The 25,868-nt window shown below is 34.7% G+C and carries 26 protein-coding genes and 1 tRNA gene; 20 read left to right on the forward strand and 7 right to left on the reverse strand.

Annotated elements, in window-relative coordinates; translation table 11 throughout:
* Positions 1-190 precede the first annotated feature (190 nt).
* Both groES and groL read left to right on the forward strand, forming a co-directional pair.
* Positions 191-475, forward strand: a complete 285-nt coding sequence (gene groES / locus BP17_RS03710; RefSeq protein WP_035051785.1) for a co-chaperone GroES — start codon at positions 191-193, stop codon at positions 473-475.
* 50 nt (positions 476-525) lie between these two features.
* Positions 526-2,151, forward strand: a complete 1,626-nt coding sequence (gene groL, locus BP17_RS03715) for a chaperonin GroEL (RefSeq protein ID WP_035051788.1) — start codon at positions 526-528, stop codon at positions 2,149-2,151.
* Between the two features lie 95 nt (positions 2,152-2,246).
* Here the strand turns inward: groL and BP17_RS03720 are convergent, their stop codons facing one another.
* Positions 2,247-2,558, reverse strand: a complete 312-nt coding sequence (locus BP17_RS03720) for a hypothetical protein (protein ID WP_035051790.1) — start codon at positions 2,556-2,558, stop codon at positions 2,247-2,249.
* A gap of 599 nt (positions 2,559-3,157) precedes the next feature.
* Here BP17_RS03720 and BP17_RS03725 point away from each other — a divergent pair.
* Positions 3,158-3,697, forward strand: coding sequence for a DUF6241 domain-containing protein (locus tag BP17_RS03725; protein ID WP_035051793.1), 540 nt, complete (start codon positions 3,158-3,160; stop codon positions 3,695-3,697).
* A gap of 164 nt (positions 3,698-3,861) precedes the next feature.
* Here BP17_RS03725 and BP17_RS03730 read toward each other — a convergent pair whose 3' ends face one another.
* Positions 3,862-4,287: a hypothetical protein gene (locus BP17_RS03730; protein WP_035051795.1), complete on the reverse strand. Its 426-nt coding sequence runs from the start codon at positions 4,285-4,287 to the stop codon at positions 3,862-3,864.
* A 303-nt stretch (positions 4,288-4,590) separates the two neighbouring features.
* On the opposite strand from BP17_RS03730, the gene BP17_RS03735 reads away from it, so the two are divergent.
* The 5 genes from BP17_RS03735 (at position 4,591) to BP17_RS13035 (ending at position 8,049) form a co-directional block, all read left to right on the forward strand.
* A tRNA-Leu gene (locus tag BP17_RS03735) sits at positions 4,591-4,674 on the forward strand.
* A 313-nt stretch (positions 4,675-4,987) separates the two neighbouring features.
* Positions 4,988-5,173: a hypothetical protein gene (locus tag BP17_RS03740; RefSeq protein ID WP_035051797.1), complete on the forward strand. Its 186-nt coding sequence runs from the start codon at positions 4,988-4,990 to the stop codon at positions 5,171-5,173.
* Between the two features lie 172 nt (positions 5,174-5,345).
* The gene (locus BP17_RS13830) at positions 5,346-5,657 is read left to right on the forward strand and encodes a tyrosine-type recombinase/integrase (protein WP_408605792.1); all 312 of its coding nucleotides are present in this window, start codon (positions 5,346-5,348) and stop codon (positions 5,655-5,657) included.
* Between the two features lie 382 nt (positions 5,658-6,039).
* Positions 6,040-7,263 carry a LysM peptidoglycan-binding domain-containing protein gene (locus BP17_RS13030; protein ID WP_051910438.1) on the forward strand — a complete coding sequence of 408 codons (1,224 nt, stop codon included), beginning with the start codon at positions 6,040-6,042 and terminating at the stop codon, positions 7,261-7,263.
* Positions 7,264-7,362: 99 nt separating this feature from the next.
* Positions 7,363-8,049, forward strand: a complete 687-nt coding sequence (locus tag BP17_RS13035; protein ID WP_051910439.1) for a class A sortase — start codon at positions 7,363-7,365, stop codon at positions 8,047-8,049.
* A 603-nt stretch (positions 8,050-8,652) separates the two neighbouring features.
* Here the strand turns inward: BP17_RS13035 and BP17_RS03755 are convergent.
* Entirely contained in the window at positions 8,653-9,576 is a 924-nt protein-coding gene (locus BP17_RS03755; protein ID WP_035051800.1) for an AEC family transporter, read from the reverse strand.
* Positions 9,577-9,782: 206 nt separating this feature from the next.
* On the opposite strand from BP17_RS03755, the gene BP17_RS03760 reads away from it, so the two are divergent.
* The 3 genes from BP17_RS03760 (at position 9,783) to gloA (ending at position 11,178) form a co-directional block, all read left to right on the forward strand.
* Positions 9,783-10,319: a GNAT family N-acetyltransferase gene (locus BP17_RS03760; RefSeq protein WP_035051802.1), complete on the forward strand. Its 537-nt coding sequence runs from the start codon at positions 9,783-9,785 to the stop codon at positions 10,317-10,319.
* An 18-nt stretch (positions 10,320-10,337) separates the two neighbouring features.
* Entirely contained in the window at positions 10,338-10,721 is a 384-nt protein-coding gene (gene gloA2, locus BP17_RS03765) for an SMU1112c/YaeR family gloxylase I-like metalloprotein (protein WP_035051804.1), read from the forward strand.
* A gap of 76 nt (positions 10,722-10,797) precedes the next feature.
* Positions 10,798-11,178, forward strand: a complete 381-nt coding sequence (gene gloA / locus BP17_RS03770) for a lactoylglutathione lyase (protein WP_035051806.1) — start codon at positions 10,798-10,800, stop codon at positions 11,176-11,178.
* 166 nt (positions 11,179-11,344) lie between these two features.
* On the opposite strand, the gene BP17_RS03775 is transcribed toward gloA, so the two are convergent.
* The gene (locus BP17_RS03775) at positions 11,345-11,764 is read right to left on the reverse strand and encodes a hypothetical protein (RefSeq protein ID WP_035051808.1); all 420 of its coding nucleotides are present in this window, start codon (positions 11,762-11,764) and stop codon (positions 11,345-11,347) included.
* A 761-nt stretch (positions 11,765-12,525) separates the two neighbouring features.
* Between BP17_RS03775 and BP17_RS03780 the strand changes: the two genes are divergently transcribed.
* The 3 genes from BP17_RS03780 to BP17_RS03790 all read left to right on the forward strand — a co-directional run bounded on the left by BP17_RS03780 (position 12,526) and on the right by BP17_RS03790 (position 16,152).
* On the forward strand, positions 12,526-13,803 hold the full coding sequence (locus BP17_RS03780) for an alkaline phosphatase family protein (protein WP_035051810.1): 1,278 nt from the start codon (positions 12,526-12,528) through the stop codon (positions 13,801-13,803).
* A gap of 10 nt (positions 13,804-13,813) precedes the next feature.
* Positions 13,814-15,088 carry an MFS transporter gene (locus BP17_RS03785; RefSeq protein WP_035055080.1) on the forward strand — a complete coding sequence of 425 codons (1,275 nt, stop codon included), beginning with the start codon at positions 13,814-13,816 and terminating at the stop codon, positions 15,086-15,088.
* 128 nt (positions 15,089-15,216) lie between these two features.
* A complete protein-coding gene (locus BP17_RS03790; RefSeq protein ID WP_035051813.1) occupies positions 15,217-16,152 on the forward strand; it encodes a dipeptidase in 936 nt (311 codons plus the stop codon).
* Between the two features lie 205 nt (positions 16,153-16,357).
* Here BP17_RS03790 and BP17_RS03795 read toward each other — a convergent pair whose 3' ends face one another.
* Positions 16,358-18,019 carry a peptide ABC transporter substrate-binding protein gene (locus BP17_RS03795; RefSeq protein WP_035051816.1) on the reverse strand — a complete coding sequence of 554 codons (1,662 nt, stop codon included), beginning with the start codon at positions 18,017-18,019 and terminating at the stop codon, positions 16,358-16,360.
* A 205-nt stretch (positions 18,020-18,224) separates the two neighbouring features.
* Here BP17_RS03795 and BP17_RS03800 point away from each other — a divergent pair, with 205 nt between their 5' ends.
* The 3 genes from BP17_RS03800 to BP17_RS03810 all read left to right on the forward strand — a co-directional run bounded on the left by BP17_RS03800 (position 18,225) and on the right by BP17_RS03810 (position 21,065).
* Complete coding sequence (locus BP17_RS03800; protein WP_035051817.1) at positions 18,225-18,578, forward strand: YrhK family protein; 354 nt, start codon at positions 18,225-18,227, stop codon at positions 18,576-18,578.
* Positions 18,579-18,832: 254 nt separating this feature from the next.
* Positions 18,833-20,371 carry a glucose-specific PTS transporter subunit IIBC gene (ptsG, locus tag BP17_RS03805; RefSeq protein ID WP_035051819.1) on the forward strand — a complete coding sequence of 513 codons (1,539 nt, stop codon included), beginning with the start codon at positions 18,833-18,835 and terminating at the stop codon, positions 20,369-20,371.
* A gap of 1 nt (position 20,372) precedes the next feature.
* The gene (locus BP17_RS03810; RefSeq protein ID WP_198022503.1) at positions 20,373-21,065 is read left to right on the forward strand and encodes an N-acetylmannosamine-6-phosphate 2-epimerase; all 693 of its coding nucleotides are present in this window, start codon (positions 20,373-20,375) and stop codon (positions 21,063-21,065) included.
* A gap of 105 nt (positions 21,066-21,170) precedes the next feature.
* Here the strand turns inward: BP17_RS03810 and BP17_RS03815 are convergent, their stop codons facing one another.
* Positions 21,171-21,983 (reverse strand): MurR/RpiR family transcriptional regulator, encoded by an 813-nt coding sequence (locus tag BP17_RS03815; RefSeq protein ID WP_035051821.1) that lies wholly within the window; start codon positions 21,981-21,983, stop codon positions 21,171-21,173.
* Positions 21,984-22,230: 247 nt separating this feature from the next.
* Between BP17_RS03815 and BP17_RS03820 the strand changes: the two genes are divergently transcribed.
* The gene (locus BP17_RS03820) at positions 22,231-23,553 is read left to right on the forward strand and encodes an FAD-dependent oxidoreductase (RefSeq protein ID WP_035051823.1); all 1,323 of its coding nucleotides are present in this window, start codon (positions 22,231-22,233) and stop codon (positions 23,551-23,553) included.
* Positions 23,554-23,636: 83 nt separating this feature from the next.
* Here BP17_RS03820 and spx read toward each other — a convergent pair whose 3' ends face one another.
* A complete protein-coding gene (gene spx / locus BP17_RS03825) occupies positions 23,637-24,041 on the reverse strand; it encodes a transcriptional regulator Spx (RefSeq protein WP_035051825.1) in 405 nt (134 codons plus the stop codon).
* Between the two features lie 274 nt (positions 24,042-24,315).
* Between spx and gcvT the strand changes: the two genes are divergently transcribed.
* Both gcvT and gcvH read left to right on the forward strand, forming a co-directional pair.
* Positions 24,316-25,419, forward strand: coding sequence for a glycine cleavage system aminomethyltransferase GcvT (gene gcvT, locus BP17_RS03830; RefSeq protein WP_035051828.1), 1,104 nt, complete (start codon positions 24,316-24,318; stop codon positions 25,417-25,419).
* 50 nt (positions 25,420-25,469) lie between these two features.
* Positions 25,470-25,868, forward strand: a complete 399-nt coding sequence (gene gcvH, locus BP17_RS03835; RefSeq protein WP_084676261.1) for a glycine cleavage system protein GcvH — start codon at positions 25,470-25,472, stop codon at positions 25,866-25,868.

A 25,868-nucleotide genomic window follows, 5' to 3' on the forward strand; every position in this document is an offset into this window, starting at 1 on the left:
CAAAAAAAGAATACAACACTATAGAAGACAAAGATTTTTTGAAATAAAGAGGGGTCTAGCTAAAAAGGAATCGGAGTCGAGATTAAAATTCTTGCATTCTGTTCTGTATTTGTTATTATAAAGAAGTAGTTTAGCACTTGAGTTGTCTGAGTGCTAAAACGGAAGAAATAATTTAGACGGAGGGATTTACGTGTTAAAACCATTAGGAGATCGTGTCATCATTGAAGTTGCTAAGGAAGAGGAAAAAACAATCAGTGGGATTGTTTTACCGGGTTCAGCTAAAGAAAAACCTCAAACAGGTTCAGTCATAGCTGTTGGTGGAGGTCGTGTTTTAGAAAACGGCTCAACAGTAGCAGTAGCAGTAAAAGTAGGCGATACTGTCCTATTTGAAAAATATGCTGGAGCAGAAGTGAAATACGATGGTAAAGAATATTTAGTGGTAAAAGAACACGATATCGTGGCAGTCATAGATTAAAACCAATAAACAAAAACTTGAACAAACTAACTTAATGAGGTGAAGGAAGAATGGCAAAAGACATTAAATTTTCTGAAGACGCTCGTGCATCAATGTTACGAGGCGTAGATATTTTAGCAGACATTGTTAAAGTAACATTAGGACCTAAAGGAAGAAACGTTGTTTTAGAAAAATCATTTGGTTCACCATTGATCACAAATGATGGCGTTACAATCGCAAAAGAAATCGAACTAGAAGATCATTTTGAAAATATGGGAGCACAACTTGTTTCAGAAGTGGCTTCTAAAACAAATGATATTGCGGGAGATGGAACAACAACAGCTACTGTTTTAACTCAAGCAATTGTTCGTGAAGGTTTGAAAAATGTGACAGCTGGAGCAAATCCTGTTGGGATTCGTCGTGGGATCGAAAGAGCGACAAAAGTTGCAGTAGAAGAATTACTTGCTATTTCTCAACAAGTAGACTCAAAAGAATCAATTGCTCAAATTGCGTCTATTTCTTCAGGAAGCAATGAAACAGGAGAATTGGTTGCAGAAGCAATGGAACGCGTTGGAACAGATGGCGTTATTACAATTGAAGAATCTAAAGGGATCGAAACAGAACTAAGTGTGGTTGAAGGAATGCAATTCGATCGTGGATACTTATCGCAATACATGGTAACCGATAACGATAAGATGGAAGCAAACTTAGAAAATCCTTACATTTTGATCACGGATAAAAAAATCTCGAATATTCAAGAGATCCTTCCACTATTAGAACAAATTTTGCAACAAGGACGTCCATTATTGGTTATTGCGGATGATGTTGACGGAGAAGCTCTTCCTACGTTAGTTTTAAACAAATTACGTGGAACATTTAATGTTGTAGCTGTTAAAGCTCCAGGTTTTGGAGATCGTCGTAAAGCGATGCTTGAAGACATTGCGATTGTAACTGGCGGAACAGTTATCACAGAAGACCTAGGTCTAGAATTGAAAGATACATCTATTGACCAACTAGGCCATGCAAGTAAAGTAGTTGTGACAAAAGATGCGACTACAATTGTTGAAGGTGCCGGTTCAACTGAAACCATTGCACAACGTGTAGCTTTATTGAAAGCTCAAGCAGCTGAAACCACTTCAGAATTTGACAAAGAAAAATTACAAGAACGTTTAGCTAAACTTTCTGGTGGGGTAGCTGTTATTAAAGTTGGAGCAGCTACTGAAACAGAATTGAAAGAACGTAAATTACGTATTGAAGATGCGCTAAATGCAGCTCGTGCAGCGGTTGAAGAAGGAATTGTTTCAGGTGGTGGAACTGCTTTGATCAATGTTCAACGTAAAGTTTCAGAAATTGAAGCAACAGGCGATGAAGCAACGGGTGTGAAAATTGTTTTACGTGCTCTTGAAGAACCGGTTCGTCAAATCGTTACAAATGCTGGTCTTGAAGGTTCAGTAATTGTTGAAAAACTAAAAAGTGTTGATTTAGGCGTAGGATACAATGCAGCTACCGATGAATGGGTAAATATGATTGATGCTGGTATTATTGATCCAACTAAAGTAACACGTTCGGCTTTACAAAATGCAGCAAGTGTTGCAGCCTTATTGCTAACAACTGAAGCTGTTGTTGCAAACCAACCAAAACCTGACGCTCCAATGGGCGGAATGGGAATGGATCCTGGTATGGGCGGCATGATGTAAGTCCATCAACTTAAAACAAATAGTATGACACAAAAAGAGTTCAGACATTTGTCTGAACTCTTTTTGCGTAGAAGTGGTTATTCTACTATGAACGGTTATCCAAATTCTAATTCCGTCATCATTTCATCTAAGTTTTCTAAAGCTTCATTCTTTTCAATAAAGTCAATCCAATCTTGATATGGATCAGCTGACGTAGTTTTGATTGATATTTTAAATTTATTGTAAATGCTTGTAGCCATATCCGTCCACATTTTATTAACAGCTCGTTCTAATTTTGCTTCGTTCCATCTTTTTGCAGGAGCTCTTCTGGCGTTTCTTCTGATTTGATCTTCCATAGCTTTTTCAAAAAAGATACTTTTACTTCCTAAATTAGCGTTTAAATATTCTTCAAACTCTTTAAAATTCAAATTTATCACCTTTCTATAACTCGTTTTTTAAACCTGTATACCTCGTACTGTCAATAAATCAAAGAAGTTAGTTATAAAATCAATTACTAAATTTAATTTCTTCAACCCTTTATCGTATTCTAAAAAGGGGATAGTAGGTGTCTTTAATCATACCATAAAGCATAAAGCAATAGAATACTTTCGGAGGATAAACCTGTTTTGGCAAATAAATTTTGTGGGAAAATTAAAATATGGGAAAGTTTTACTGTTGTTTAATAAAGTCTAAATTCTTATCACGGAAGTAATGCCAAAACCCTTCACGATATCAGACCACAAATGCTCACCAAAAACCGAATTGAAAGCCATGTTCGACTATCTTATGAAAGATTGTGCTGCAATTGAAGGGAAAGCAATTGAAAATATCGACAAAAAATAATTGCAATACTAGATAAAGCTGAAGAAAATATTTGTGAATTATTCGAGGAAAAGCTAATTTTAATATGCTAAAAGGCGAGTCCAAAAATTAGGTGAATGTAGATTAACGAACACGGGTTGTTTAATGCATATTTTTGAATTAACATAAAACAAGGAATCAAATGGGTAAAAAGGGGATATAAAGAGTGAAAAAATTTTTGATAGTTTTAGGAAGTATAGTCGCAATTGGTGGGGTGGTCTTCATAACATTTCCGTATATTGAAAAAGCGAGGATTAATTTAATCGAAGAAACAGCACGAAATCAGATAGGAAAAACCAAAGCGGTCAAAAGTTCTGAAAGCGTAGAAAGTGTAATCGTAGAAAAAGAATCACGTTTAAGTCACCCGGTACGTGGGAACTATCTACCATTCGAAGAAGGCGAAGAAGAATTCATGCAAGATATTCACGATATGACCCACCAAAAGGTATATGCGGAAGACAAATGGGGTTCCGTAGAACTAAACGAACAAAACATAAACGCGTTATTATCAATTTTAGACGAAACGAATTTCGCAGATGAAGACTACTACCGTGAAGTTTTTAATTTATGGAAAGAAGGCGACTTTTCTGATAGCGTCGAAGTACATAATAAGATATGGAAAGACCAGGGCGGATTCATTGGTAAAGCTGAAAGGTTATTGACGGCGGAAGAAGAACAAGAACTTGTCGAAACTAATTTCAGATAATGGTGTAAGTGGAAATGAATTATTATGATTAGTTGTAGTACAAAAGATGAATCAAATGAGGGATGGACTATTTTACAAGATTTGAGTTCTAAATAAACCTAATAAAACCCTATCTCTTAATGGAGGTAGGGTTATTTTTTCATACCTTTTACTGACAAATGAAATTATTTCTGTCCTGTTTCGTAAGTACCATCTGTATAAATTGTATATAGACCTACAGTTCCAGAACCACCTTGATCAAATAGGGATTTACTTATTAATTTCAGAACGTAAGAATCTTCATTGGATTCTAAAACTTCATAAACAATATCGGTGTTAGCAGCTTCAACGCCAGTTTGTTCCTTGATGAAAGTAAAAGCTTCTTCTTCAGAATGGATGACATTTTCTGATATCCTCGGAGTACTTTCTGCTGGCACTTCAGAGCTAATCGAACTTGAAGAATCATTCTGTTCAACAGAATCGATAGAACTTGAGGTGCTTTCTGCAATAGAAAATTGTGAAGACACTTCTTCCTTTTCATTGCTAGTACCACAACTGGTTAAAATGAATAATACTGTAAGCATAGTTATAGTCATACTTAACTTTTTCATTTTTTCTCCTTTTTATATATGGTTTTTGTTCTAGTGAGTAATATTTCACAAATTTAGTATATCATTACAATAATGCTTAAAAAGTAAGCGTAGAAGATATACTTACATTAATTAAGCCATGAGCAAGATGCTCAGCTTCACAAATAGAATCAAAAGGGACAATCTGTTTTTTTTATGTATTTGACCCTGTCAGACAATATATTTTTTAGTTAAAATATTGACGATTTTAACTAAAAATAATAGATTCTACCAAACCTTTACAATTGATTGCAGCATTGATATAATAATAGTTGTTGTTAATAAGCGGCCGTGGCGGAATGGTAGACGCGTCAGCTTGAGGGGCTGGTGGGAGGTTCTCCCGTGGAAGTTCGAGTCTTCTCGGCCGCATAATACATTCATATCAATGGTTACAGCTATTTTCTTTGCTCTTTTGAGCATGAGGAAAATGGCTGTTTTTTTGCAAGTGGGCTGGCGTGAGAGGTTGGTGTATTTCCCAATTTTAGCAAAAAGATAAGTTTTAAAAATCTATCTCAATTTAAAAAATACGTAACTTGAAAGTTTTAATTTAGCTATTTTAAAAGATGTTATATTGCGTGCTTATACGTTCTTTTAAAGCATGTTTTAAAAAAGAAGGGAATGTAAATATTTTGTCAAGAAGAAAAAAACGTTAGACAAGGATAATCAGAATGAACTTTATAATATGGATAACAAAAAGAGTACTGAAGAAGATATACAAATATTTTTGAGAGTTAAACAATTAGAAAATGTAAGCGAAAGAACGATTGGGAAATACTTAGAAGTTTTTAATGTAATTTCTCGTGACCTTAAAGTTTTAGAAATGGAAACGGAATTAGTAAATTTAACTAAAAAGGTATTGAAAATTTAATTTTATTCTGGAAAAATGAGGTTGCAATTGCAACTATAAATGGACGATTGCGTGTTTTAAAACTTTTTTTAAAGAACTTGATAAGCGCAATTATCTAATTGTAAATCCAATAATCAACATAAAAAAATTAAAGGAAAGAGAAATTATAAAAGATGTACATGACGATAATGAAATAAAAGAACTAATAAACTGCTTTAAATACAATAAAACTTTTGTAGGTTATCGTAATTTAGTTACTTTCAGCTTAATTTTAGATGTAGGAATACGTATAGGAGAGTGCTTAAATATACAAATAAAGGATATAAAAGAGGATGGTATTTTGATTCGGCTAAGTAAAAATGGTAAAGAAAGACTTGTGTATCCGTTTTTAAATTACATAGTACTTTTAAATGAATATATTAAAATAAGAGGAACAGACCTTCAAACGGATATTCTTTTTATAAATGTTGATAATGAACCTTTAAAAATAAAGACTTATCAATAGGTATTTAGCACAGCAGGTAAAAATTGTGGACTTGAGAAACGTATAAGTCCATATACGTACCGAAGAACATGTGCTAAGAACTCTTTTTACCAGTAATGGAAGTATTTAGTTTGTCCAGGTTTTTAGGGCATTCCACGCTTGAAGTAACTAAAAACTATGCCCAAATTTGGAGCAACGACTAAAAAAACAATCAGCAAAAACAAAAGATTTATCCAAACTATTTATATAGTTCCTTTACTAAAAAAATAATTTCAAAAAAGTAGACCAATTAGAAATAACATATATATTTTATTTGCATATTCTTGCAAAATAAGATTGTAATCGATTTAAATAACGTCTATAATCATTTAGAAAGCGTACATAAAAAATTGGGGGTAATTTTTTGAAAAAGACGGTTAAAGGTTTATTGGTATCAACAGCATTATTAGGGTTAATAGCTGGAACAACAGTTTTACCACTATCAAATAACATATTAGGAATTCAAGAAGTACATGCAGCAAACGCTCAAAAAGGTTCTGTTAACGTTACAATGGACTTATCACAAGCATCTAAAGACCTTTATCGAGGTCAAGATAATGCTAAAGTAAGTAAAACATCAGATGGTTCAGGTACAGTTTATGCTTACTACCAATCAGATATGAATGAACTAACTATTGTTATAGCATTTGCCGCACCAGATGGTTCACTTGCTGAAACTTCAATATTCGTTACTGAGTCAGGAACATACCAACTTACAGATGTTGATGCAAACGGAAGTTATTACACAGTAAATATTACTCTTACACCAGACACAACTGAGGAAGAAATTCCTGTAGAAGAAGAAACTCCTGTTGAGGAAGAAACACCAGTAGAAGAAGAAACACCAGTAGAAGAAGAAGACCCAGAATGGGAAGAAGAAATCCCTGAAGAAGAAATCCCTGAAGAAGAAGTGCCTGTAGAAGAAGAAACACCAGTAGAAGAAGAAACACCAGTAGAAGAAGAAACACCAGTAGAAGAAGAAACACCAGTAGAAGAAGAAGCTCCTGTAGAAGAAGATGACTCTGAAACACCAGTAGTAGATGACCCAGAATGGGAAGAAGATACAACAGAAGAAACTGAAACACCAGTAGAAGAAGATACAGAGGAAGAAACTGAAACTCCTGAATCAGCAAATCGTTTAGCTGTAAATGGTATTTACACAGTAGTATTGGACGACACATTATCCGAAATTGCTGAAGACTTTGATGTAACAGTTGCTAACTTAATGGCCTGGAACAACTTAAGCTCAGAACAATTGACTAATGGGCAAAATTTAGTTGTAGTTGCAACTGAAACTTCAGAAGAAGCTGCAAACGTAGAAGAAGTAACTGCAATTGAAACTTCAGAAGAAGCTACAAACGTAGAAGAAGCAACTGCAACTGAAGCTTCAAAAGAAGCTACAGCCGTTGAAGAAGCAACTGCAACTGAAACTTCAAAAGAAGCTATAGACGTTGATAAAAATAACAAACCGACAAAACTATTACAAACAGATATTTCAACCCTTAGCACTTTAGGTACAGCAGGAGTTGGAGCATCTACAGTGTTAGCAGGTATCTATTCTTTCCTTTCACGTAAAAAGAAAAAATAAGCTATAAAATACATTAAATTAACCTAATTTGATGCTAAAATGAAAAAGGAGTATCTTTAAAGATATTCCTTTTCATTTACTTAAAAAGGGGTTAAACCTATGAGAAATCAACATAAACAATTGAAAATATTTAGAAGAAGAAAACTGAAACAAAGAATTGCTATGGTTGTCTTCATTTTAGGTCTTTTAGTTTTAGCATATGAACCTTTAATGAATTTATATATAGAGTATTCTGTTGAAAAAACACTTGTAGAAGAGGTTAAACCATTAAATGAGGTTATTGCACAAGATTTAGAACAAACAGACTTAAATAAGCCAGTAGATACCTACTACGATATGGATAGCCGTCAAATTGTTATTGGTAAATTAGCTATACCATCTGTCAGTTTAAAACTTTCAATTATTAAAGGTGTAGGTCAAGAAAATGGTGACCCTATGGAAAAAGGTGCTGCTACTAATAAAGAGGGTCAAGAAATGGGTTTACGAAATTATGTTTTATCAAGTCATGCTATGAAAGACCCAACATTATTATTTTCACCACTATTTAACGTTGATTATGATGATAAAATGTATGTTACAGATGAAGAAAATGTGTATGTTTATAATGTAACAGCAATAGAAACTGTTGAACCAGAAAGAGTAGATATTTTAGATGATGTTGATGGTCGTCAAATGATTACCCTATATACATGTACACAAGCCGGTAGCAAACGTATTGTTATAACAGGAGATTTAGTAGAAACTTCAGAGTATATCGAAAAAACTGCAACTTATTTTAATAACTAATGCAAAATAGTATAGTAAGGCTTAATCCAGGTGACTAATAGTCTGGATTATTTTAGATCTTTATAATTTTAAATAATTTATAATTTTATCTGATTTCAATTATTGAAGGCTGTTTTAAAAGTTTCTCATTTCAAGAAATATTATTTTTTTAACAGTATCCTTTTTACCATAGCTCCAGATGCTCTAGCTATAATGATGGCAACTAAAGTACCAACAAATTGAATTTTTCTTGAAGAATTAATTATTCTACGTTGTACATTTTTAATAATATTTTCAATTTAAAAGAAGTCTGGCTTAGAGTTCACTCATAAGCCTAACTTCTTTTCTATCAATATTTTTTTACTTTTGGTAAGTTAGTTAAGCAAGTTACATAAAATTTCTGGAGGGATAGGGGTGCTTGTAACCGTGCCAAGGATTCAATGAGAATTACAGAGCGTTAACGCTTCAGCGATTATGCTCTGTTTGAAGCTTGAAAGACTTAAGACAATAGGCTTAAGTCGGTACCACGGTTTTTACAAGCTAGCCCGTTTATCCCAGAAGAAATTTCTTTGAAGCACTACTACTATTCATCAAAAAATTTTTTTGGAATTTTAATGTAGAAAATCAATTCATTGAGAAGGCAAATTCAGCGATTCCTATCATTAAAGGCATACTGATGATAGAAAGCAATGTCGATAACACAACTAAGCGAGCACCGTATTCGTAGTCTCCACCATAAAGTTGTGAAAACAAAGCTGTATTTACAGCGATTGGAGCAGCAGTTGTAATGATTAAGACAAAAAAGACTAAGTAATTATCTAAAGGCAATAGCCATAGTAGAGCAATGCTGACAAGTGGAGATAAAATCAAAGATATAAAGATAGTCCAGTAAGCTCGAGGATGATTAAAAAGATCGATTAATTTAGACTCTGCTACATAACTACCTAGTAAAATCATGGCTAGTGGTGTATTTAAATCAGCAATTGTGTAAAGTGAATCACTGAAAAGAGTCGGTAGCTGTATGCGCAGTAAATAAAAAATCAATCCAATAAGAGCTCCTAGAGATGCCGGGTTTAATAAGGCATTCTTAGGAGTAATCATAGCTTTATCCCCTGAAATGATGTAAATGCCATAAGTTCGTTGTAGGATATTTGTTACAGTAATATAAGCAGCTACAAAAAAAACACCTTCGTAACCAAGGACTGCTAAAACTAACGGAATCCCAATAAATCCTGCATTTGTAAAGGTTGTGGCATAACGATCTGTTCGAGAGGCATTGTGCAAGAAAAAATAGTTCACTAAAATGCGAACCGCCAACAATAAAATTGAAATTCCAATTGTTGCAAGAAACCATTTGAATTGATTGGAATCAAAAACTTGTTGGAAAGACATAAATAAAAGCACAGGGGTGATGAAATTTGCTAACATTTTAGCAATCTGCTTGGTACCAGAAGCATTTAAAACATTATTTTTAACAAGTATGTATCCGAAAAGTATGAGGATGAACATACTGCTTAACTGTTGCAAAATGATTGTACTGATATTCATCTTGTTCATCCTTCCTTATAAAAGTAGACTATAAGAAGTATAGCTTAAATCAAGTGAGTACTGCAAAAAAATATTTCTACTCTTAAATGATAAGCTAGTGACAAATAGATCATTTAATGCTAATTTAAAGAAACCAAATAATTATGGTTAAGCAAATGGAAAACAATTAAATGCTTTATTGAGCAATTTAATAAGAGGAGAAAAATATGAAACAGGTTAATGTAAAAGAAAGTCTGAATGTTGAAAAGGTTCGTATTGAATTAGCTACCAAAGAAGATATTGATCAAATCATTGCTATTTGTACCGAAGGATATGCTTATGCAGCAGCAATTGTAAAAGATAAGGAAAAAGTGCAAGAAAAGGTTGAAGAGTATTATCATCCTGAAAGAATCTTAAAAGAAATTGAAGAGGTATCTGCTAAATGGAGCGGATGGATCGTTGCTCGATTAGATGAACGAATTATTGGCGTAATCGGTGGAGGCACCGTTGATTCAAAAGTAGGTAAAATTTTCGTTTTATATGTTGATTCCAATTACTTAAGAAAAGGGATTGGAAAACGTTTAGTTGATCACTTAACACAAATGCAGCAGTTATTAGGAAATAACACTCAATTGGTCAGCTTCTTGAAATCGAATAAAGAGGATCTTTTGTTTTATGAAGCCCTTGGATTTAAAACTATTCACGATATCGTCGATAATGAAAACTCGGATTTTACAAGTATTGAAATGATCCGCGACATCTAAACTAATTGGGGGAAAAGTATGTTAAACATAAAAAAAATTCATCATGTTGCAATTATTGCATCTGACTATCAAAAATCAAAAGAATTTTACACTGAAATTTTAGGTTTAGAAATCGTACGCGAAAACTATCGATCAGAACGAGATTCCTACAAACTGGATTTAAAATTGGGAGAGAGTGAAATTGAATTATTTTCTTTCCCAAATCCAACAAAACGACCTACACAACCTGAAGCAGCAGGGCTAAGACACTTGTGTTTTTATGTGGAGGATTTTGATGAAGCCATTCAGCTATTGAATCAAAAAGGAATTGAAACTGAGCCAGTGCGCATAGACGAATACACAGGTGGAAAATTCACCTTTTTTACAGATCCTGATGATTTGCCGTTAGAAATACATGAATGATTAACCTTTGAAGTCTAAATAGAATTGTATTAGAATAGAGAAGTATGAAGTGATGAAATGAAAGGATGATTGAAACATGGCAAAAAAAATGTTGCATACTTGTGTTCGAGTGAAAGATTTAGAAAAATCAATGGAATTTTATACAACGATACTAGGTTTTAAAGAAGCTCGTCGTTTAGACTTTCCGGAGTTTAAATTCACCCTAGTTTATCTTGCTTTAGATAATGACGACTACGAATTAGAATTAACATATAATTATGATCAAGAAGAAGCCTATACACTTGGTAATGGTTATGGTCATGTTGCTATTGGTGTAGATGATTTAAATGCAACTCAAAAAGAGTATAAAGCTAGTGGCTATGAAGTTACAGATGTAAAAGTTCTTCCAAATGGTGCAGCTACTTATTTTTTTGTAACTGATCCAGATGGTTATAAAATCGAAGTTATTCAAAATTAAGATAACTTTTTTACTTTAGGTTTTAGGCGGTACATGGTTTCTTGAAAATCCGGCCAGTCTTAAATAAATTGCATGCAGTTAGTCTGGTAACACCAAAAACTTTAGATTAAAAAACGGTTTTCAGACAATATTGTCTAAAAACCGTTTTTTAATCTATTTTTTACTTTTATTCTTTTAAACCAAAGCGTTCAATTAGATTGTATAGATTTTCTTTATGCCAAGGTAAATCAGCGACTTCTTTAGGTACTTTGTATTTTTTAAGACGGTCATCGTCAGCGGTAGCATTTTTGTATTGGATCATTAAGGAATAATGATTAAGTTGTTTTTTGAAATAAATTGATTTAACTTCTAGTAACGGGACTTGAGCATAGTCACCTTCGACAAGGGCTAGAGAATCTTGGACAATTGGCAAAATAACGAATTCTCTTTCAGCAAAATTTAAGTAGATCTTTTCAGTTTCGTTTTTTCCAAACAATGTAGCATACCATTTTCGATTACGTGTTTTTCTTTCAACTAAAATAGTAGCGCCTGTTTTTGCTTCTAATCCATGGCGATCTAAATAATTTACAATAACTTCCTCTTTCATAAAAAGGCCTCCTTAAAATAAAGTCTTGCCTAATATAGAGAAGAAACTCCTCTATTGAATCAACCCCATTATAGAACAGCTAAATAGTTAGTACCAATGATAAGCATGGAAAATAAAAAATGGTTTATGCATAATGACAAAAAAGAAAAGGAATCTTCTTGTGTTTAACGAATATACATGTTAAAGTATATACATGCGATGAGTTGACCTCCAACCAGGTGACTTCGGTCATTTCGCTGCGGCGACAAGTGGTTGGAACTTTAGACAAGACACGACTGTACTTAGGTACGACTGCAAGATGCAGGTGTTTGGACCCCTCTGTTTTGTGGAATTCATGGGACCTATTTATGTAAATAAATATTGTCGGAAAAAACACTGATTTTATCAGTGTTTTTTTTTTACAAAAAAATAAATAAAAGGGCTATATAATTTTTAGTGTGGATAAATAAATGAGTTAAATGACTCACCCAAAATTTTTGGAGGAATAGAGTTACTTGTAGCTATACACAGGATTCAATGAGAATTATAAACCGTTAACGCTTCAGCGTTTACAGTTTATTTGAAGCTTGAAAGTCGGTAAGTCTAAAGGCTTACCGACTTTCAAGCTTCACAAGCAAACACGCCTATTCCAGAAGGGATTTTATTTTAAAGCATCCACACTATTTGACTTAGAGCCAATAAAATCAGTTACCTGAAATGACAGAAATACTCTTTTTCAAAAGTAAACTTATGAGATAATAAATAGAAAAGGAGAAAAATGAATGAAGAAAAAGCGCTTATATATGATTTCTTTAGATGCTTTTGGAGCAAAAGATTTGGCGTATGCTCGTACCTTACCAACATTTAAATATTTGTTGGATCGCAGTGCTTTAGTAGAAAAAGTGGAAACGGTCTATCCATCTTTGACCTATATAGCTCATACTTCTATTGTAACGGGAGTACACCCTAAGAAACACGGTATTACGAATAATACATATCTACAACCCGAAAGAAAATCACCTGATTGGCACTGGTATGCAAAAGATATCCAAGTTCCCACTCTTTTTGATGTCGCTCATGAAGCAGGATACACGATTGCTTCTTTCCTGTGGCCTGTGATGGGTCGAAACAAAGCAATCACTTACAATTTTACGGAGATTTTTGCTAATCGACCTTGGCAATCACAGGCACTCATTTCATTATGGGCCTCCTCACCAAAATTTGTGTTTGATTTAGAACGTAAATTCGGCAAAATCCGTAAAGGAATCAACCAACCGGAACTAGACCATTTCTTAACTGCTGGAATTGTTGATACGATCCATACTAAAAATCCTGATTTAATGGCAATCCATTTAGTTGATCTAGACAGCACGAGACATCAATTTGGTGTAGATACTAAAGAGTCAAGGGTAGCCATTGAACGAATGGATGAACACTTAAAGCAAATTATCACTGCTATGAAAGAAAAAGGAATCTTTGAAGAGACCGTACTAGCAGTATTTGGGGATCATTATCAACTAGATGCCCACACAGTTGTGAGGTTGAATCAACTATTTAAAATGCAAGGCTGGTTAAAAGAAGGCAAAGACGGACTGATCCAAGAATGGGATGTATTGGCTAAAGGAGCAGATGGTTCATGCTACATCTATACAAAATCCGGAATAAACTTGGCTGATGTACAAAAGCTTTTAGAAAAGCATCCAGAACAAATTGAGACTATTTACACGCAAGCAGAAGCAGCTGAACTAGGTGCAAATGATACCTGTAGTTTTTTAGTGGAAGCTAAGCGAGGCTATTACTTTATCAGTGGCAGCGATGGCCCCTTTTTAGAAAAAATTAATTTGGACGGCAAGACCGCATTTCATAAAGGTACACATGGTTATAGTCCTAAAAAAGATCATTATGAAACGACTCTCTTTATTTCAGGTCCTGGGATCGATTCAGCTGCCGTTTTACCGGCTGCTCGATTGATCGATGAAGGGCCAACATTCTTACATGCGATTGGGCTAAAATTTCCCGATGTGGTTGATGGAAAAGTTTTAAATACTTTATTTAAGTAAAGGGGTGTCAATAGTGGCTATACAAAAGGAACAATTTAAGTATACATTACCTGAAAAAAGTTGGATTTTACAAGATTGGGCTAACTCAGCCTACTCGATCATGATAACGACAGCTGTTTTTCCTTTATTTTTCAAGGCAGTTTCTGAAGGTGCAGGTGTTAGTGCCGTAAACTCAACAGCTTATTTAGGGTATGCGAATGCAATTGGAACATTGGTTGTTTCATTATTGGCTCCTATTTTAGGAGCGGTTGCTGATTATAAAGGCTACCGCAACCCAATGTTTACTTTAGCAACGGGACTTGGAATCATTGCCACACTTAGTTTTGCATTTATTCCAGATGAAAATTGGTTATTACTGTTGATTATTTACGCAGTCTCTTCAATTGGCTACGGCGCAGCAAATATCTTTTATGATGCTTCACTAGTCGATTCTACCACCTTAGATCGAATGGATCGTATATCCAGTGCCGGTTATGGCTGGGGATATATAGGCAGTTCAATTCCGTTTGTTATTTTTATTTTTTTTCAATTAACCGGTATTCTTCCTATTTCGCAAAGTGCCTTAATTAAAGGTGGATTTGTAGCAACGGCTTTATGGTGGTTGGTTTTTAGCATTCCATACTGGAAAAATGTCGAACAAAAAACGTATATTGAAAGACAATCGCATGTTGTTAAACGTAGTTTTTCCAGGTTATGGGAAACAATTAAGAATGTTCGTCAATACCGTAATGTCTTTTTATTTTTGATTGCCTATTTCTTTTACATTGATGGCGTAGGTACCATTTTTCAAATGGCGACCGCTATTGGATCAGATATTGGACTTGTTGCTAACGATTTAATCGTAGTGATGATGGTGAGCCAGTTTGTAGCTTTTCCCTTCTCAATTTTATATGGGATTTTAGCTGGCCGATTTGGCAACAAAAAAATGATTTATGTTGGAATCGTTACGTATACCTTTATTTGTATCTATGCACTCACGTTAGATTCATTGCTGACCTTCATTATATTGGCTGTTCTTGTTGGAACAGCCCAAGGCGGAGTACAAGCGCTTAGCCGTTCGCTATTTGGACAATTGATCCCGAAGAAACATGCAAATGAATTTTTTGGTTTCTATAATATTTTCGGGAAATTTGCAGCTGTTATTGGACCTCTCTTAGTCGGGATTATTTCTCAAATAACCGGGAATTCTTTAAATGGCGTATTTGCTTTGATTATCCTCTTTATTATAGGTGGATCGGTCCTGTATTTTGTTGAAGAACCAACTCTTGAAAACAAATTGAATTAAACCATAGGGACATGGACAGCTAAAGCAGCTGGATATGTTTCTTTTTTTACTGTTGCACTCCTACAATGATTGCAGTATGATGAGAAAAATAGCTATTAAGTGTGTAGAAGCGGAAAGCAGGAACGAATATGAATAGTATTGATATGCATTGTGATGTCCTTTATAAGATGCAAAAAAGCCAAGGAACGTTGAATTTTAAAGATTCTGACCAGCTAGATGTAAATCTTGAACGATTGAAGCAAGGAAAAGTAAAAGTCCAAGCTTTTGCTATTTTTATCGAGCCAGAGCTTCTTTCTGACAAACAATTTGCAGCTGTTCTAGAACAAATCGACTATTATCAAAAGGATGTTCTTGGTAAAAATCCTGAAATGAAACAAATAAAAAAATGGACAGAGATCAAAGATTTAAAAGAAGGCGAGATAGGATCATTCTTAACGTTAGAAGGCGTCTCTTCTATTGGGAATGATCTAAACAAGTTAGAGTACTTATTAGATGCAGGCGTATTGTCAGTAGGTCTAACGTGGAATCCAGCCAACCTTGCAGCAGATGGAATTGGAGAACCAAGAGGTGGGGGATTAACGGATTTTGGATTTGAAATTGTCAAACGATTAAATGAACGCAAAGTTTTTACAGATGTTTCTCACTTAAGTGTTCAAGGTTTTTGGGATGTCATGAAATGCGCGAGCTACCCCATTGCTACTCATTCAAATGTTCTTTCTCTTTGTAGCCATGTTCGAAATTTAAATGACAAGCAGATCAAGGCGATGATTGAACGTGATGCTATGATCCATGTCATCTTTAACCCAACATTTACAGTTGAAGAAGGACAGGATAAAAAGGTGACTATAACTGATTTGATTCCTCATGTTGAACGGTTAGTTGAGTTGAATGCTGTGCGAACAATTGGATTTGGATCTGATTTTGATGGGATCAGTACACATATTGAAGGGTTGTCACATACTGGAGAAACGCAAAATTTTATCCAAGCTTTACTCGAGAAATTTACCGTAAAAGAAGTTGAAGGCTTTGCTTTTCAAAATTTCATGAATCATTTGCCACAATAAAAGAAACTGGTACACAAGTCCAAGCCATTTTTGCTTATCCACCTACAGATTCTAAAGGTATTTCTAAAAGTAGCTTTTCCAGAAGGAAGTTTCTTTTGAAAAACTTTAGTAAACAATTAATAGATATAGAACAAAAAGGGTCTGCTCATCAAGAAAATGATGAGCAGACCCTTTTCGCTATTCTCAAATGGCTGTTCAAGCCTCGTTATTCAAGAATATAAGCATCTTTATAACTGTATCTAGCTCCAACTGAATTGATGCTGATATTCTTAATTTTTGGATTGCGCAACATGGCTTCTCCTTTTTGGTACAACGGAATAATGGCAGCTTCTTCGACTGCAATTTGATGAGCTGCTAACATATCGTTCCAACGCAAGGGAGCATCATTTGCGTGAATTCCTTTTGCATCATCAATTAATTGATCTACTTCACTATTAGAATAGCCTCCATTATTATAAGAAGAGGTACTGTACAGAACATCTAGCATGATGATTGGGTCCGATACATATCCGCTCCAACCAGAAGAAATCAAATCAAAATCACCTAGTGCAGCTTTACTTAAACGTGCACTGAATGGGACATTCAACAAGTTGATTTTCACACCGGTTAGATTATTTTGTATTTCTCCTTGTAGATATTCCATTACGCGTTTACTTGTTTCATCGTCATCACCAAGCAATTCAAGTTCAATCGTATCTACCCCAAGTTCAGCTTTAGCTTCTGCTAATAATTTCTTGGATTCTGGCAAATCATACGTATAAAATTCGCCAGCTTCTTCAGCAAATTCTGTATCAGATTCAGGATTTTTAACAAAGTGATCTGGAACCAATCCAGTGATTGGTAAAGAACCATTATTCAAAATGACAGAAGTTAATTCTTCACGATTAATAGCTAAGGCAAGAGCTTTTCTAAACGATTCATTTTTCAAATAAGGATTATCTGTTTGGTTTACCTCTAAGTAATTAGTTCTTGAAAAATATTCTACTGTGTAACTAGGATCATCTTGGAATTGTTTGGCGTATTCACCAGATAATAAGGCATTGTCTATAGTGCCTTTCTCGAATAAGTTTACGCCAGTCGCAACTTCTTTGATGACTTGATTCGTAATCTTGGTTAACTGAACGTTTTCAGCATCCCAATAAGTAGGATTTTTTTCGTAATTCCACTTTTCATCTACTCCACTACTCCAATCAGTCAATACGAAAGGACCATTTGAAAGAGTCGTTTCAACGCTAGTTCCATATTGATCACCAGCCTCAGTTACAAAAGCCTCATTTTGTGGAAAGAATGAAACAAATGACATAAGAGCAGGGAAGTAAGCAATCGGTGTTTCAAGTGTAACTTCTAAAGTTGTATCATCCAAAGCGCTGACACCGAGTTCCTCAATTGGCAGCTCTTTTGCCATAATGTCAGCAGCATTTTTTATATTTTCAAATAAATAGGCATAAGCTGCTCCAGAAGTGGGATCAACATTTTTACGCCATGAAAATACAAAATCATGTGCGGTAACCGGATCGCCGTTTGACCACGTAGCGTCGTCTCTTAAATGAAAGGTGTAAGTCAGCCCGTCTTCTGAAATAGTTTTACTTTCAGCTAAAGCAGGAACAGGCTCATTATTCTCGTCTAAACGATAGAGACCTTCGATAAATTGATTGATACTAGCAAATGTAATGTTTTCAGCTACTAGAACGCTATCAGTTGTTGCTAACTCACCTTCTACAATTAAATGCATGACTTGTTCAGAAGCAAGAACACCTTCTGTTGTCTCGTTCTTTTCGGTTGTTACTGCTTCTTCTGATCCGCAAGAACTTAATAGAAACACCAAACCAAAACATACCAGACTAAATAGTTTTCTTTTTTTATACATGCTAATTCCCCTTAACTTTTTCTATGTGATTGATTTCTCATCTCAGCTTATCAATTTTAATACTAGAATACAAAACATGCAAATTCTAATAATAAAGTAGTTATTTTTTAATGAAAGAGCACTCTGATACCTTTTTTTTGAATGTAAATAGGGGATTTTGTATACTATTTATTATATGGGCATTAAAAAGTGGAGGTAAATCAATATGCCAAAAATTGAACGGAAAAAACATGACGTTATTCCTGACAAGGAAGAGGATATAGAAATCAAGACTGGAAGGTTTCGATTGTATTTTCAAAATCGCTATGCCCTTATCTCGCTAACCAATGATATCCTGACAGGTGTCTTTTATATGATTGGAAGTTTAGCAACATTAACGCCCATTCCAGATGTTTATGGTACCTACCTTTATTTAATAGGTGCATTCTTTCTAACTGCCCGGCCAATTTTAAAGTTTTTTCACAATGTTTTTATTTATGATGATTTAAAATTAGCGGAAAAGAAAAAACAAGAAGCAAATGAACTTGAAGAATCAGAAGAAGATAACGAATACGAATGAAGAAGATTGCACGAAAAATAATAACCAAGGATAGGAAGAAAAGAAGATCAACTTTAGTAAAGAAATTGAATAAGAATGGTCAAGGTTGGACGCTGATAGGAATAATAAAAAGTGTTCAACTTTTTTGTGTTCAATTTTTAGGACAATTATATTTTACTTAATCTTGGAAACATTTCCTTTATTTTGTTATTGACGGAAATGTTTTCATAGTATACACTAACTGTAAATCAAAAAGAAAAAAGGAGAATGAAAAAATGAAAACGTTTTTTGAAAAAGCACAGCAATTCGGAAAATCATTTATGCTACCAATCGCGATTCTACCTGCTGCAGGATTACTTTTAGGAATTGGAGGATCACTATCTAATCCGAATACGGTTAGTGCTTATCCTGTTTTAGATGTAGCTTGGTTACAAGCAATCTTTACTATTATGAGTAGTGCTGGAAATATTGTTTTTAGTAACTTACCGGTTATATTTGCGGTAGGGGTAGCGATTGGGTTAGCAAAATCAGATAAAGGGACAGCTGCATTAGCAGCGTTGATAGGCTACTTAGTGATGCATTCGACAATAAATGCTATTTTAACTATTAATGGATCATTAGCTGTAGATAATCTTGCCGCTGTTGGTCAAGGAAGTACATTAGGTATTCAAACTCTTGAAACAGGAGTATTTGGTGGGATTATTGTTGGAATCTTAGCCAGTTATTTACACAATCGCTTTAATAAAATTGAATTGCCAACCTATCTTGGATTCTTTGGTGGTTCGCGTTTTGTTCCAATCATTACGTCATTTTCGGCAATTATTTTAGGAGCGTTTATGTACTTTGTATGGCCTCTATTCCAAGGGCTAATTACAAATGTAGGAGATGTGGTTAACGCTACTGGTTACTTAGGAACGTTTTTATATGGATTTATCCTGCGCATGCTTGGACCTGTTGGATTGCATCATATATTTTATCTTCCTTTTTGGCAGACAGCTGTTGGAGGAACAATGGAAATTGGCGGAGAACTTGTTCAAGGAACACAAAATATTTTCTTTGCACAATTAGCTGATCCAGCAACACAAGAATTCTTTAGTGGAACAGCACGTTTTATGTCAGGACGTTTTATCACAATGATGTTCGGATTAGTCGGGGCTGCACTTGCTATTTATAAAACAGCAAAACCAGAAAATAAAAAAGTAGTCGGAGGGCTGATGTTATCAGCTGCATTGACCTCCTTTTTAACAGGTATCACAGAACCGCTTGAATTTTCATTTTTATTTATAGCACCTGCATTATATGTGGTACATGCGGTATTCGACGGTCTTGCATTCATGTTAGCGCATATCTTTGAAATAACGATTGGTCAGACGTTTTCTGGGGGATTTATTGACTTTATCTTATTCGGCGTGTTGCAAGGAAATGAACGAACAAACTGGATTATGGTTTTGGTTATTGGAATAGTTTGGTTCTTCTTATACTACTTTACATTCACATTCCTGATTAAGAAATTCAACTTCCAAACACCTGGTAGAACAGATAAAATAGAAGTAGCCGGAATTAAAACTAAAGTAGAAGGCCGTGCACTAGATATTATTAATGGTCTTGGTGGCGAAGAAAATCTAGTGGATGTTGACAACTGTGCAACAAGATTACGCGTTACTGTAAAGGATGAAGCCTTAGTAAATGAAGCTCTATTAAAAGAGACAGGGAGTCAAGGATTGATCAAAAGAGGAAATGGCATTCAAGTTGTTTATGGTCCACAAGTATCTGTTATAAAAAACGAGATTGAAGAAATGTTAGGAGACGAATAAAATGAATATGTTAGATAAAGTGAAATCAGAATTAATTGTTTCTTGCCAAGCGTTAGACAACGAACCATTGCATAGTTCTTATATTATGGGAAAAATGGCTGTGGCTGCTGAAGAAGGTGGAGCAAAAGGAATCCGATCGAATTCAAAAGAAGATATCATTGAAATCAAGAAAAATACTGATTTACCGGTTATTGGAATTGTAAAAAGAGACTACGACGATTCAGAAATTTTTATTACAGCAACGATGAAAGAAATTGATGAATTAGCTGAATCTAAATGTGAAATGATAGCACTAGATGCTACTGATCGGGTCAGACCGAATGGAGAAACGCTAGAGTCATTTGTAAAAAGCATTCGTACAAAATATCCTGCGATTTTACTAATGGCGGACACAGCAACAATTGACGAAGCTATCGAAGCAGAAAGATTAGGTTTTGACTGTGTGTCTACTACTTTGATGGGATATACGAAAGAATCAAAAGGAGAAAATATTGCAGATAATGATTTTGAAAGGTTAAAAACAATTTTAGCATCCATTGCTGTTCCTGTTATTGCTGAAGGTCATATTGATACACCCGAGAAGGCTAAAAGATGTATGGAGCTTGGAGTTCATTCAATCGTAGTAGGGAGTGCAATCACGCGTCCTCAATTGATTACAGCTGGATTTGTTGGGAAAATGAAAGAAGTAAAGTAAAATTGTAAAAAAGTTAGTAAAGAAGAGGGGTTAACTTCTCTCCTTACTAACTTTTTTATTTGAAATAGAAATAAATCCATTCAATCATTTTCTTAGATGGTCACATTATTTTAAATGTGAATCTAAAGCAGATAACGTCTTTTTGCGGTTTTGTTTATATGATTTGTTTTCTAATAATTCATAACACAATACATCTAAAATAAAGTGAATCGGCAATTGACTGTTAATAAATTGATCATCTGGAATGGCTGTCCTACCCGAAGCGAATAGTACTTGATCAGCAATGTTTGTAAGAGGAGTATGATTTTGATTAGTAATCACAAAAACGGTAGCTTGTTCTTTTTTTGCGATAGTACAGGCGTCAATAATAGCTTGTGTTTTACCATAATTTGAAATAGCAATCATCAAATCATATTTTTTTAACAATATAGCATCCATTAACATCATATGTGGATCGGTCACTACGTCAACGATTAATCCCATTCTGACTAATCTATATTTCAGTTCCATAGCGCTCAATCCCGAATTGCCAACACCGCAAATCAAAATTTTGTTGGAAAGATGAATAGCCTCCACAAAATCATTGATCTGTTTTGTTTCAATCAATTGAGATGCTGAATGAATCAACTGTGTGTAGTAACTCGCAATTTTTACGGGTACTTGCAGTGGAGCAGGAGTGCCTCCTAGTTCTTGAATGACAAACGATTTAAATTCACTGAAGTTCCGGTAATTTAATTTTGCACAAAAACGTGAAATAGTAGCATTTGAGGTTGCTGTTAAGCGAGAAAGATCTTTAATATTCCAAGACGCAATATCATGTTTGTGTTCGAGTATAAATGTAGCCACTTGTTTTTCTTTTTTTGATAGGAGTGAATAATTTTGATTGATGCGATTAGAAAGATCAAGATTTTTTGCCATAAGTAATATAACCTGCCTCTAAGTCTTTTTTTAAAGGATACCATTTATAACAATAGTTTACAAAAGGCAAATTGATAAAATCAGGGGAAATTTTGAATGGTTTTTTAGTGAACTAAGCTATTTTGACAGAATAAATTATATGAAAAAGGGTACAAGCAGATTATACCTGCTTAGATTATCTAAATGGTATACTAAAACCATATTCGGGAAACGTGTTTAACTAAATTCAGAAGGGAACGGTGTTATTTTGAAAAAGTATGATGCGATTATTATTGGATTTGGTCAAGGTGCTCGAACTTTGGCAACTAAGTTAACAGCAGAAGAATGGAAAGTGGCGTTGATTGAAAAAAATGAGTTGATGTATGGCGGGTCTTGCGTAAATATCGGTTGTATCCCTACCAAAATTTTAGAACACGATGCTCGTGAACAAAAAAGCTATGCTGAGGCATTGGGACGCAAAAATGACGTTACCCAAAGAAATCGAAATACAGAGTTTACCAGTATGCAAAAAAATGAACGGGTCGACTTGTATACCGGAACAGGTTCATTTAAATCCAATCATGTGATAACGGTCGATTTAGGTGATAAAATGGAAGAACTTGAAGCAGAGTATATCTTTATTGATACCGGTTCAGAAAGTAGCTACCCACCAATTGAAGGATTAAAAGAAACGAAAGGAATCTATAACAGTACAGAACTCCAATCAATACCTGAAATACCTAAAAATTTAGGTATTGTTGGTGCAGGAAATATTGGGTTAGAATTTGCTTCGATCTATACGATGTTTGGATCAAAAGTCACCCTTTTTGAAACGGGCAATCAGTTTATGCCAAAAGAAGAACGCGAAGTAGCAGAAGCCGTTCAAAAAGTTTTTGAAGATAAAGGAATCACGATTCAGTTGAATGCAAGAACAACTAAATTTTCAAATGAAAAAGAACAAGTAAGACTTGAAACAGAGGACGAAAAAGAGTTTATATTTGATGCCGTTTTGGTAGCTACTGGCCGCAAACCAAATACTGCTTATTTAAATTTAGATGATACAGATATTGTATTGGATGAAAAAGGCGGAATCAAAGTCAATGATTTTTTTGAAACGGCAGCTGAACATGTTTTCGCCTTAGGGGATATTAGAGGAGGTTACCAATTCACCTATATCACCATTAATGATGCTAAATTAATTGCGGACCATGTATTAGGAAAAAGAGAACGCAAACTTTCTGAGCGCCAACATGTCCCTTATGCTATTTATATTGAACCTTCATTTGCTCGAGTCGGATTAACCGAAGCAGAAGCCAAACAACAAGGGTATCAGGTACTAACCAATACTGCACCTGTAAGTGGCACAACGCGTTCAGATGTTATCAATGATACAAGAGGATTATATAAAGCGGTTGTCAACAAGGAAACAAATGAGATTTTAGGAGTTACCCTTTTCGGCGATCAAGCTCATGAACTAGTCAATCAAGTCAAGATGGCCATGGACAATCAAATTCCTTACACTTATCTTAGAGATCAAGTCGTGACTCATCCTGTTATGTCGGAAATTTTTAATGCATTATTTGATATGTAACACTAAAAAAGACCTTTATTTGCTAGTTAAGCAAACAAGGGTCTTTATTTATATATGGGATCTAACTATACATCGAGTTACCATTAGAAGTTGACTGGCAATTGATCGTGTAATTTTGAAAACTCTAGTTTGCGGATATCCCTTGGTAAGAAGCAACGAATATCTTCTTCATTATAACCAACCAATAACCTTTTATCATCAACAAGAATAGGACGACGGATGATTCCAGGATGCTGCTGAATCAGTTTCAATACTCTTCCTAAAGGCATATCGTCTATATTGATTTTTAGGTCTCTGAAAGCCTGTGAGCGCTGTGAGATAATTTCATTTGTGCCGTTTTCTGTTAGTTGCAAAATAGATTTCAGTTCTTGATCGGATATTTTTTCAGTAAATACGTTTTTTTCAGTAAATGGGATGTCATGTTCTTCTAACCAGCTTTTGGCTTTGCGACAAGAAGTACAACTCGCAGATGAATATAACGTAATCATGAGAAACCCTCCTTTTCAAGGCCATTAAATAGAGTATAATCCACTAGTGATAGCAAACGTTTTCATTGAAAATTTTAAAAGAAACAACTCTAAAAAGCAATTATAATGCTTATCGGAGAAAAGCGCCAAACAAACGATACTTTTTTCAGCAAAAATAACTTTTGGCCTATGAAAGAGTTTACAAAAATGTTAAATTGAACTCATTAAAACAACCGATAAAATTTCTAGTTGAATAGTTAGTTGTTCCATATCATGAATAAATGGGGGATACAAAATGGCAAAAGAATTGAAACAAACGCCGTTGTTTAAGTATTATAAAGAAAACAACGTGAAGTTAATGGACTTTGGAGGCTGGGCTTTGCCCGTTCAGTTTTCGAGTATTATAGATGAACATAAAAGTGTCCGTATATGTGCTGGACTATTTGATGTTTCCCACATGGGAGAGATTCTTGTAAAAGGAAAAAATTCTGAAGTGTTTTTGGATTATATATTAACAAATGACGTTTCAAAGATAACAGTTGGTCAGGCGCAATACAATGCCCTTGTTAATGAAAAAGGTGGTACAATTGATGATTTGATTATTTTTAAGCTAGATGAAAAGGAATATTTGGTTACACCGAACGCTTCAAATAGCGATAAAGTCTTTCAATGGATGGGAAAACACTTAACTGAAGATGTTGTGCTAGAAAATAGATCAGAAGACATTGGCTTGTTAGCTTTGCAAGGCCCTCATGCTGAAAAAATTTTACAAAAGTTAACAAATGTTGACCTGAATAAACTTAAACCCTTTCATTTCATCCAACATGTTGAATTGAAAGGCCTTGCTCCGGTACTTATCTCTCGTACGGGATATACTGGAGAAGATGGTTTTGAATTGTATCTGAAAGCGGAAGAAACCGAAAAATTATGGTATTTACTGCTTGAGGTAGGCTTAGATGAGGGTTTACAGCCTTGCGGACTGGGTGCACGTGACACATTGCGCTTGGAAGCGAGTCTTTCGTTATACGGAAATGAGCTTTCAGATGAGATTTCACCTCTTCAAGGAGGTATTGGCTTTGCTGTTAAAATTAAAAAAGAAGCTGATTTTATTGGGAAAGCTGCCTTAACAGCTCAATTAGAAAAAGGAGTAGATAAGAGAATAAAAGGTCTTGAACTAGTTGGAAAAGGGATTGCGCGACACGGATACAAAGTTTTTGATGAAGCCGGTTTAGAAATCGGTTTGATCACTTCAGGAACAAAAGGGCCCACAGTAGGTAAAAGTATTGCATTAGCTCTTTTGACTGCAAACAAAAGCGAAGTCGGCACAAAAGTAAAAATTGAGATACGCAATAAGTTAGTAGACGCTTTAGTTGTGCAAACCCCCTTTTATAAAAAATAAAAATGACAAAAAACTAGAATAGATACTTAAAGATGAGGAGTGTTTTGACGATGACAGAAGATAGATTATATAGTAAAGACCATGAATGGATATTGCCATTAGGGGAAAACATAGTTCGTGTAGGGATCACTGAATACGCCGTTAAACAACTTGGAGATGTTGTATATGTAGAAGTACCAGAAGTAGACACAGAGGTTTCTGTCGGCAGTGAAATGGGGACTGTTGAATCCATTAAATCAGCTTCGGAAGTTTTTTCACCTGTTACTGGAATTATTATAGCTGTTAATGAAGAATTAGAAGACGGGCCAGAACTCGTTAATGCCTCTCCTTTTGAAGAAGGCTGGTTCACTGAAATTCAATTAGAAAATCCGATTGAATTACAAGGATTGTTAACGGAAGAGCAGTACAACACTTATATTGCTGAATTAGCAGCTGAAGAGGAGGAATAA

Origin of the sequence: Carnobacterium pleistocenium FTR1, from assembly GCF_000744285.1 — a bacterium.
Classification (GTDB): domain Bacteria; phylum Bacillota; class Bacilli; order Lactobacillales; family Carnobacteriaceae; genus Carnobacterium_B; species Carnobacterium_B pleistocenium.

Coding starts and splice junctions, on each gene's coding strand:
- BP17_RS03815 (WP_035051821.1), bottom strand. CDS start 21,983: ATGGCAAAAAATCTTGATCTTTCTAATCGCATCAATCAAAATTATTCA.
- ptsG (WP_035051819.1), top strand. CDS start 18,833: ATGAAAACGTTTTTTGAAAAAGCACAGCAATTCGGAAAATCATTTATG.
- BP17_RS03795 (WP_035051816.1), bottom strand. CDS start 18,019: ATGTATAAAAAAAGAAAACTATTTAGTCTGGTATGTTTTGGTTTGGTG.
- gcvH (WP_084676261.1), top strand. CDS start 25,470: ATGACAGAAGATAGATTATATAGTAAAGACCATGAATGGATATTGCCA.
- BP17_RS03775 (WP_035051808.1), bottom strand. CDS start 11,764: ATGAAAGAGGAAGTTATTGTAAATTATTTAGATCGCCATGGATTAGAA.
- BP17_RS03790 (WP_035051813.1), top strand. CDS start 15,217: ATGAATAGTATTGATATGCATTGTGATGTCCTTTATAAGATGCAAAAA.
- BP17_RS03760 (WP_035051802.1), top strand. CDS start 9,783: ATGAAACAGGTTAATGTAAAAGAAAGTCTGAATGTTGAAAAGGTTCGT.
- spx (WP_035051825.1), bottom strand. CDS start 24,041: ATGATTACGTTATATTCATCTGCGAGTTGTACTTCTTGTCGCAAAGCC.
- gcvT (WP_035051828.1), top strand. CDS start 24,316: ATGGCAAAAGAATTGAAACAAACGCCGTTGTTTAAGTATTATAAAGAA.
- BP17_RS03800 (WP_035051817.1), top strand. CDS start 18,225: ATGCCAAAAATTGAACGGAAAAAACATGACGTTATTCCTGACAAGGAA.
- BP17_RS13035 (WP_051910439.1), top strand. CDS start 7,363: ATGAGAAATCAACATAAACAATTGAAAATATTTAGAAGAAGAAAACTG.
- BP17_RS03810 (WP_198022503.1), top strand. CDS start 20,373: ATGAATATGTTAGATAAAGTGAAATCAGAATTAATTGTTTCTTGCCAA.
- gloA (WP_035051806.1), top strand. CDS start 10,798: ATGGCAAAAAAAATGTTGCATACTTGTGTTCGAGTGAAAGATTTAGAA.
- gloA2 (WP_035051804.1), top strand. CDS start 10,338: ATGTTAAACATAAAAAAAATTCATCATGTTGCAATTATTGCATCTGAC.
- BP17_RS03730 (WP_035051795.1), bottom strand. CDS start 4,287: ATGAAAAAGTTAAGTATGACTATAACTATGCTTACAGTATTATTCATT.
- BP17_RS03755 (WP_035051800.1), bottom strand. CDS start 9,576: ATGAATATCAGTACAATCATTTTGCAACAGTTAAGCAGTATGTTCATC.
- groL (WP_035051788.1), top strand. CDS start 526: ATGGCAAAAGACATTAAATTTTCTGAAGACGCTCGTGCATCAATGTTA.
- BP17_RS03780 (WP_035051810.1), top strand. CDS start 12,526: ATGAAGAAAAAGCGCTTATATATGATTTCTTTAGATGCTTTTGGAGCA.
- BP17_RS03740 (WP_035051797.1), top strand. CDS start 4,988: ATGGATAACAAAAAGAGTACTGAAGAAGATATACAAATATTTTTGAGA.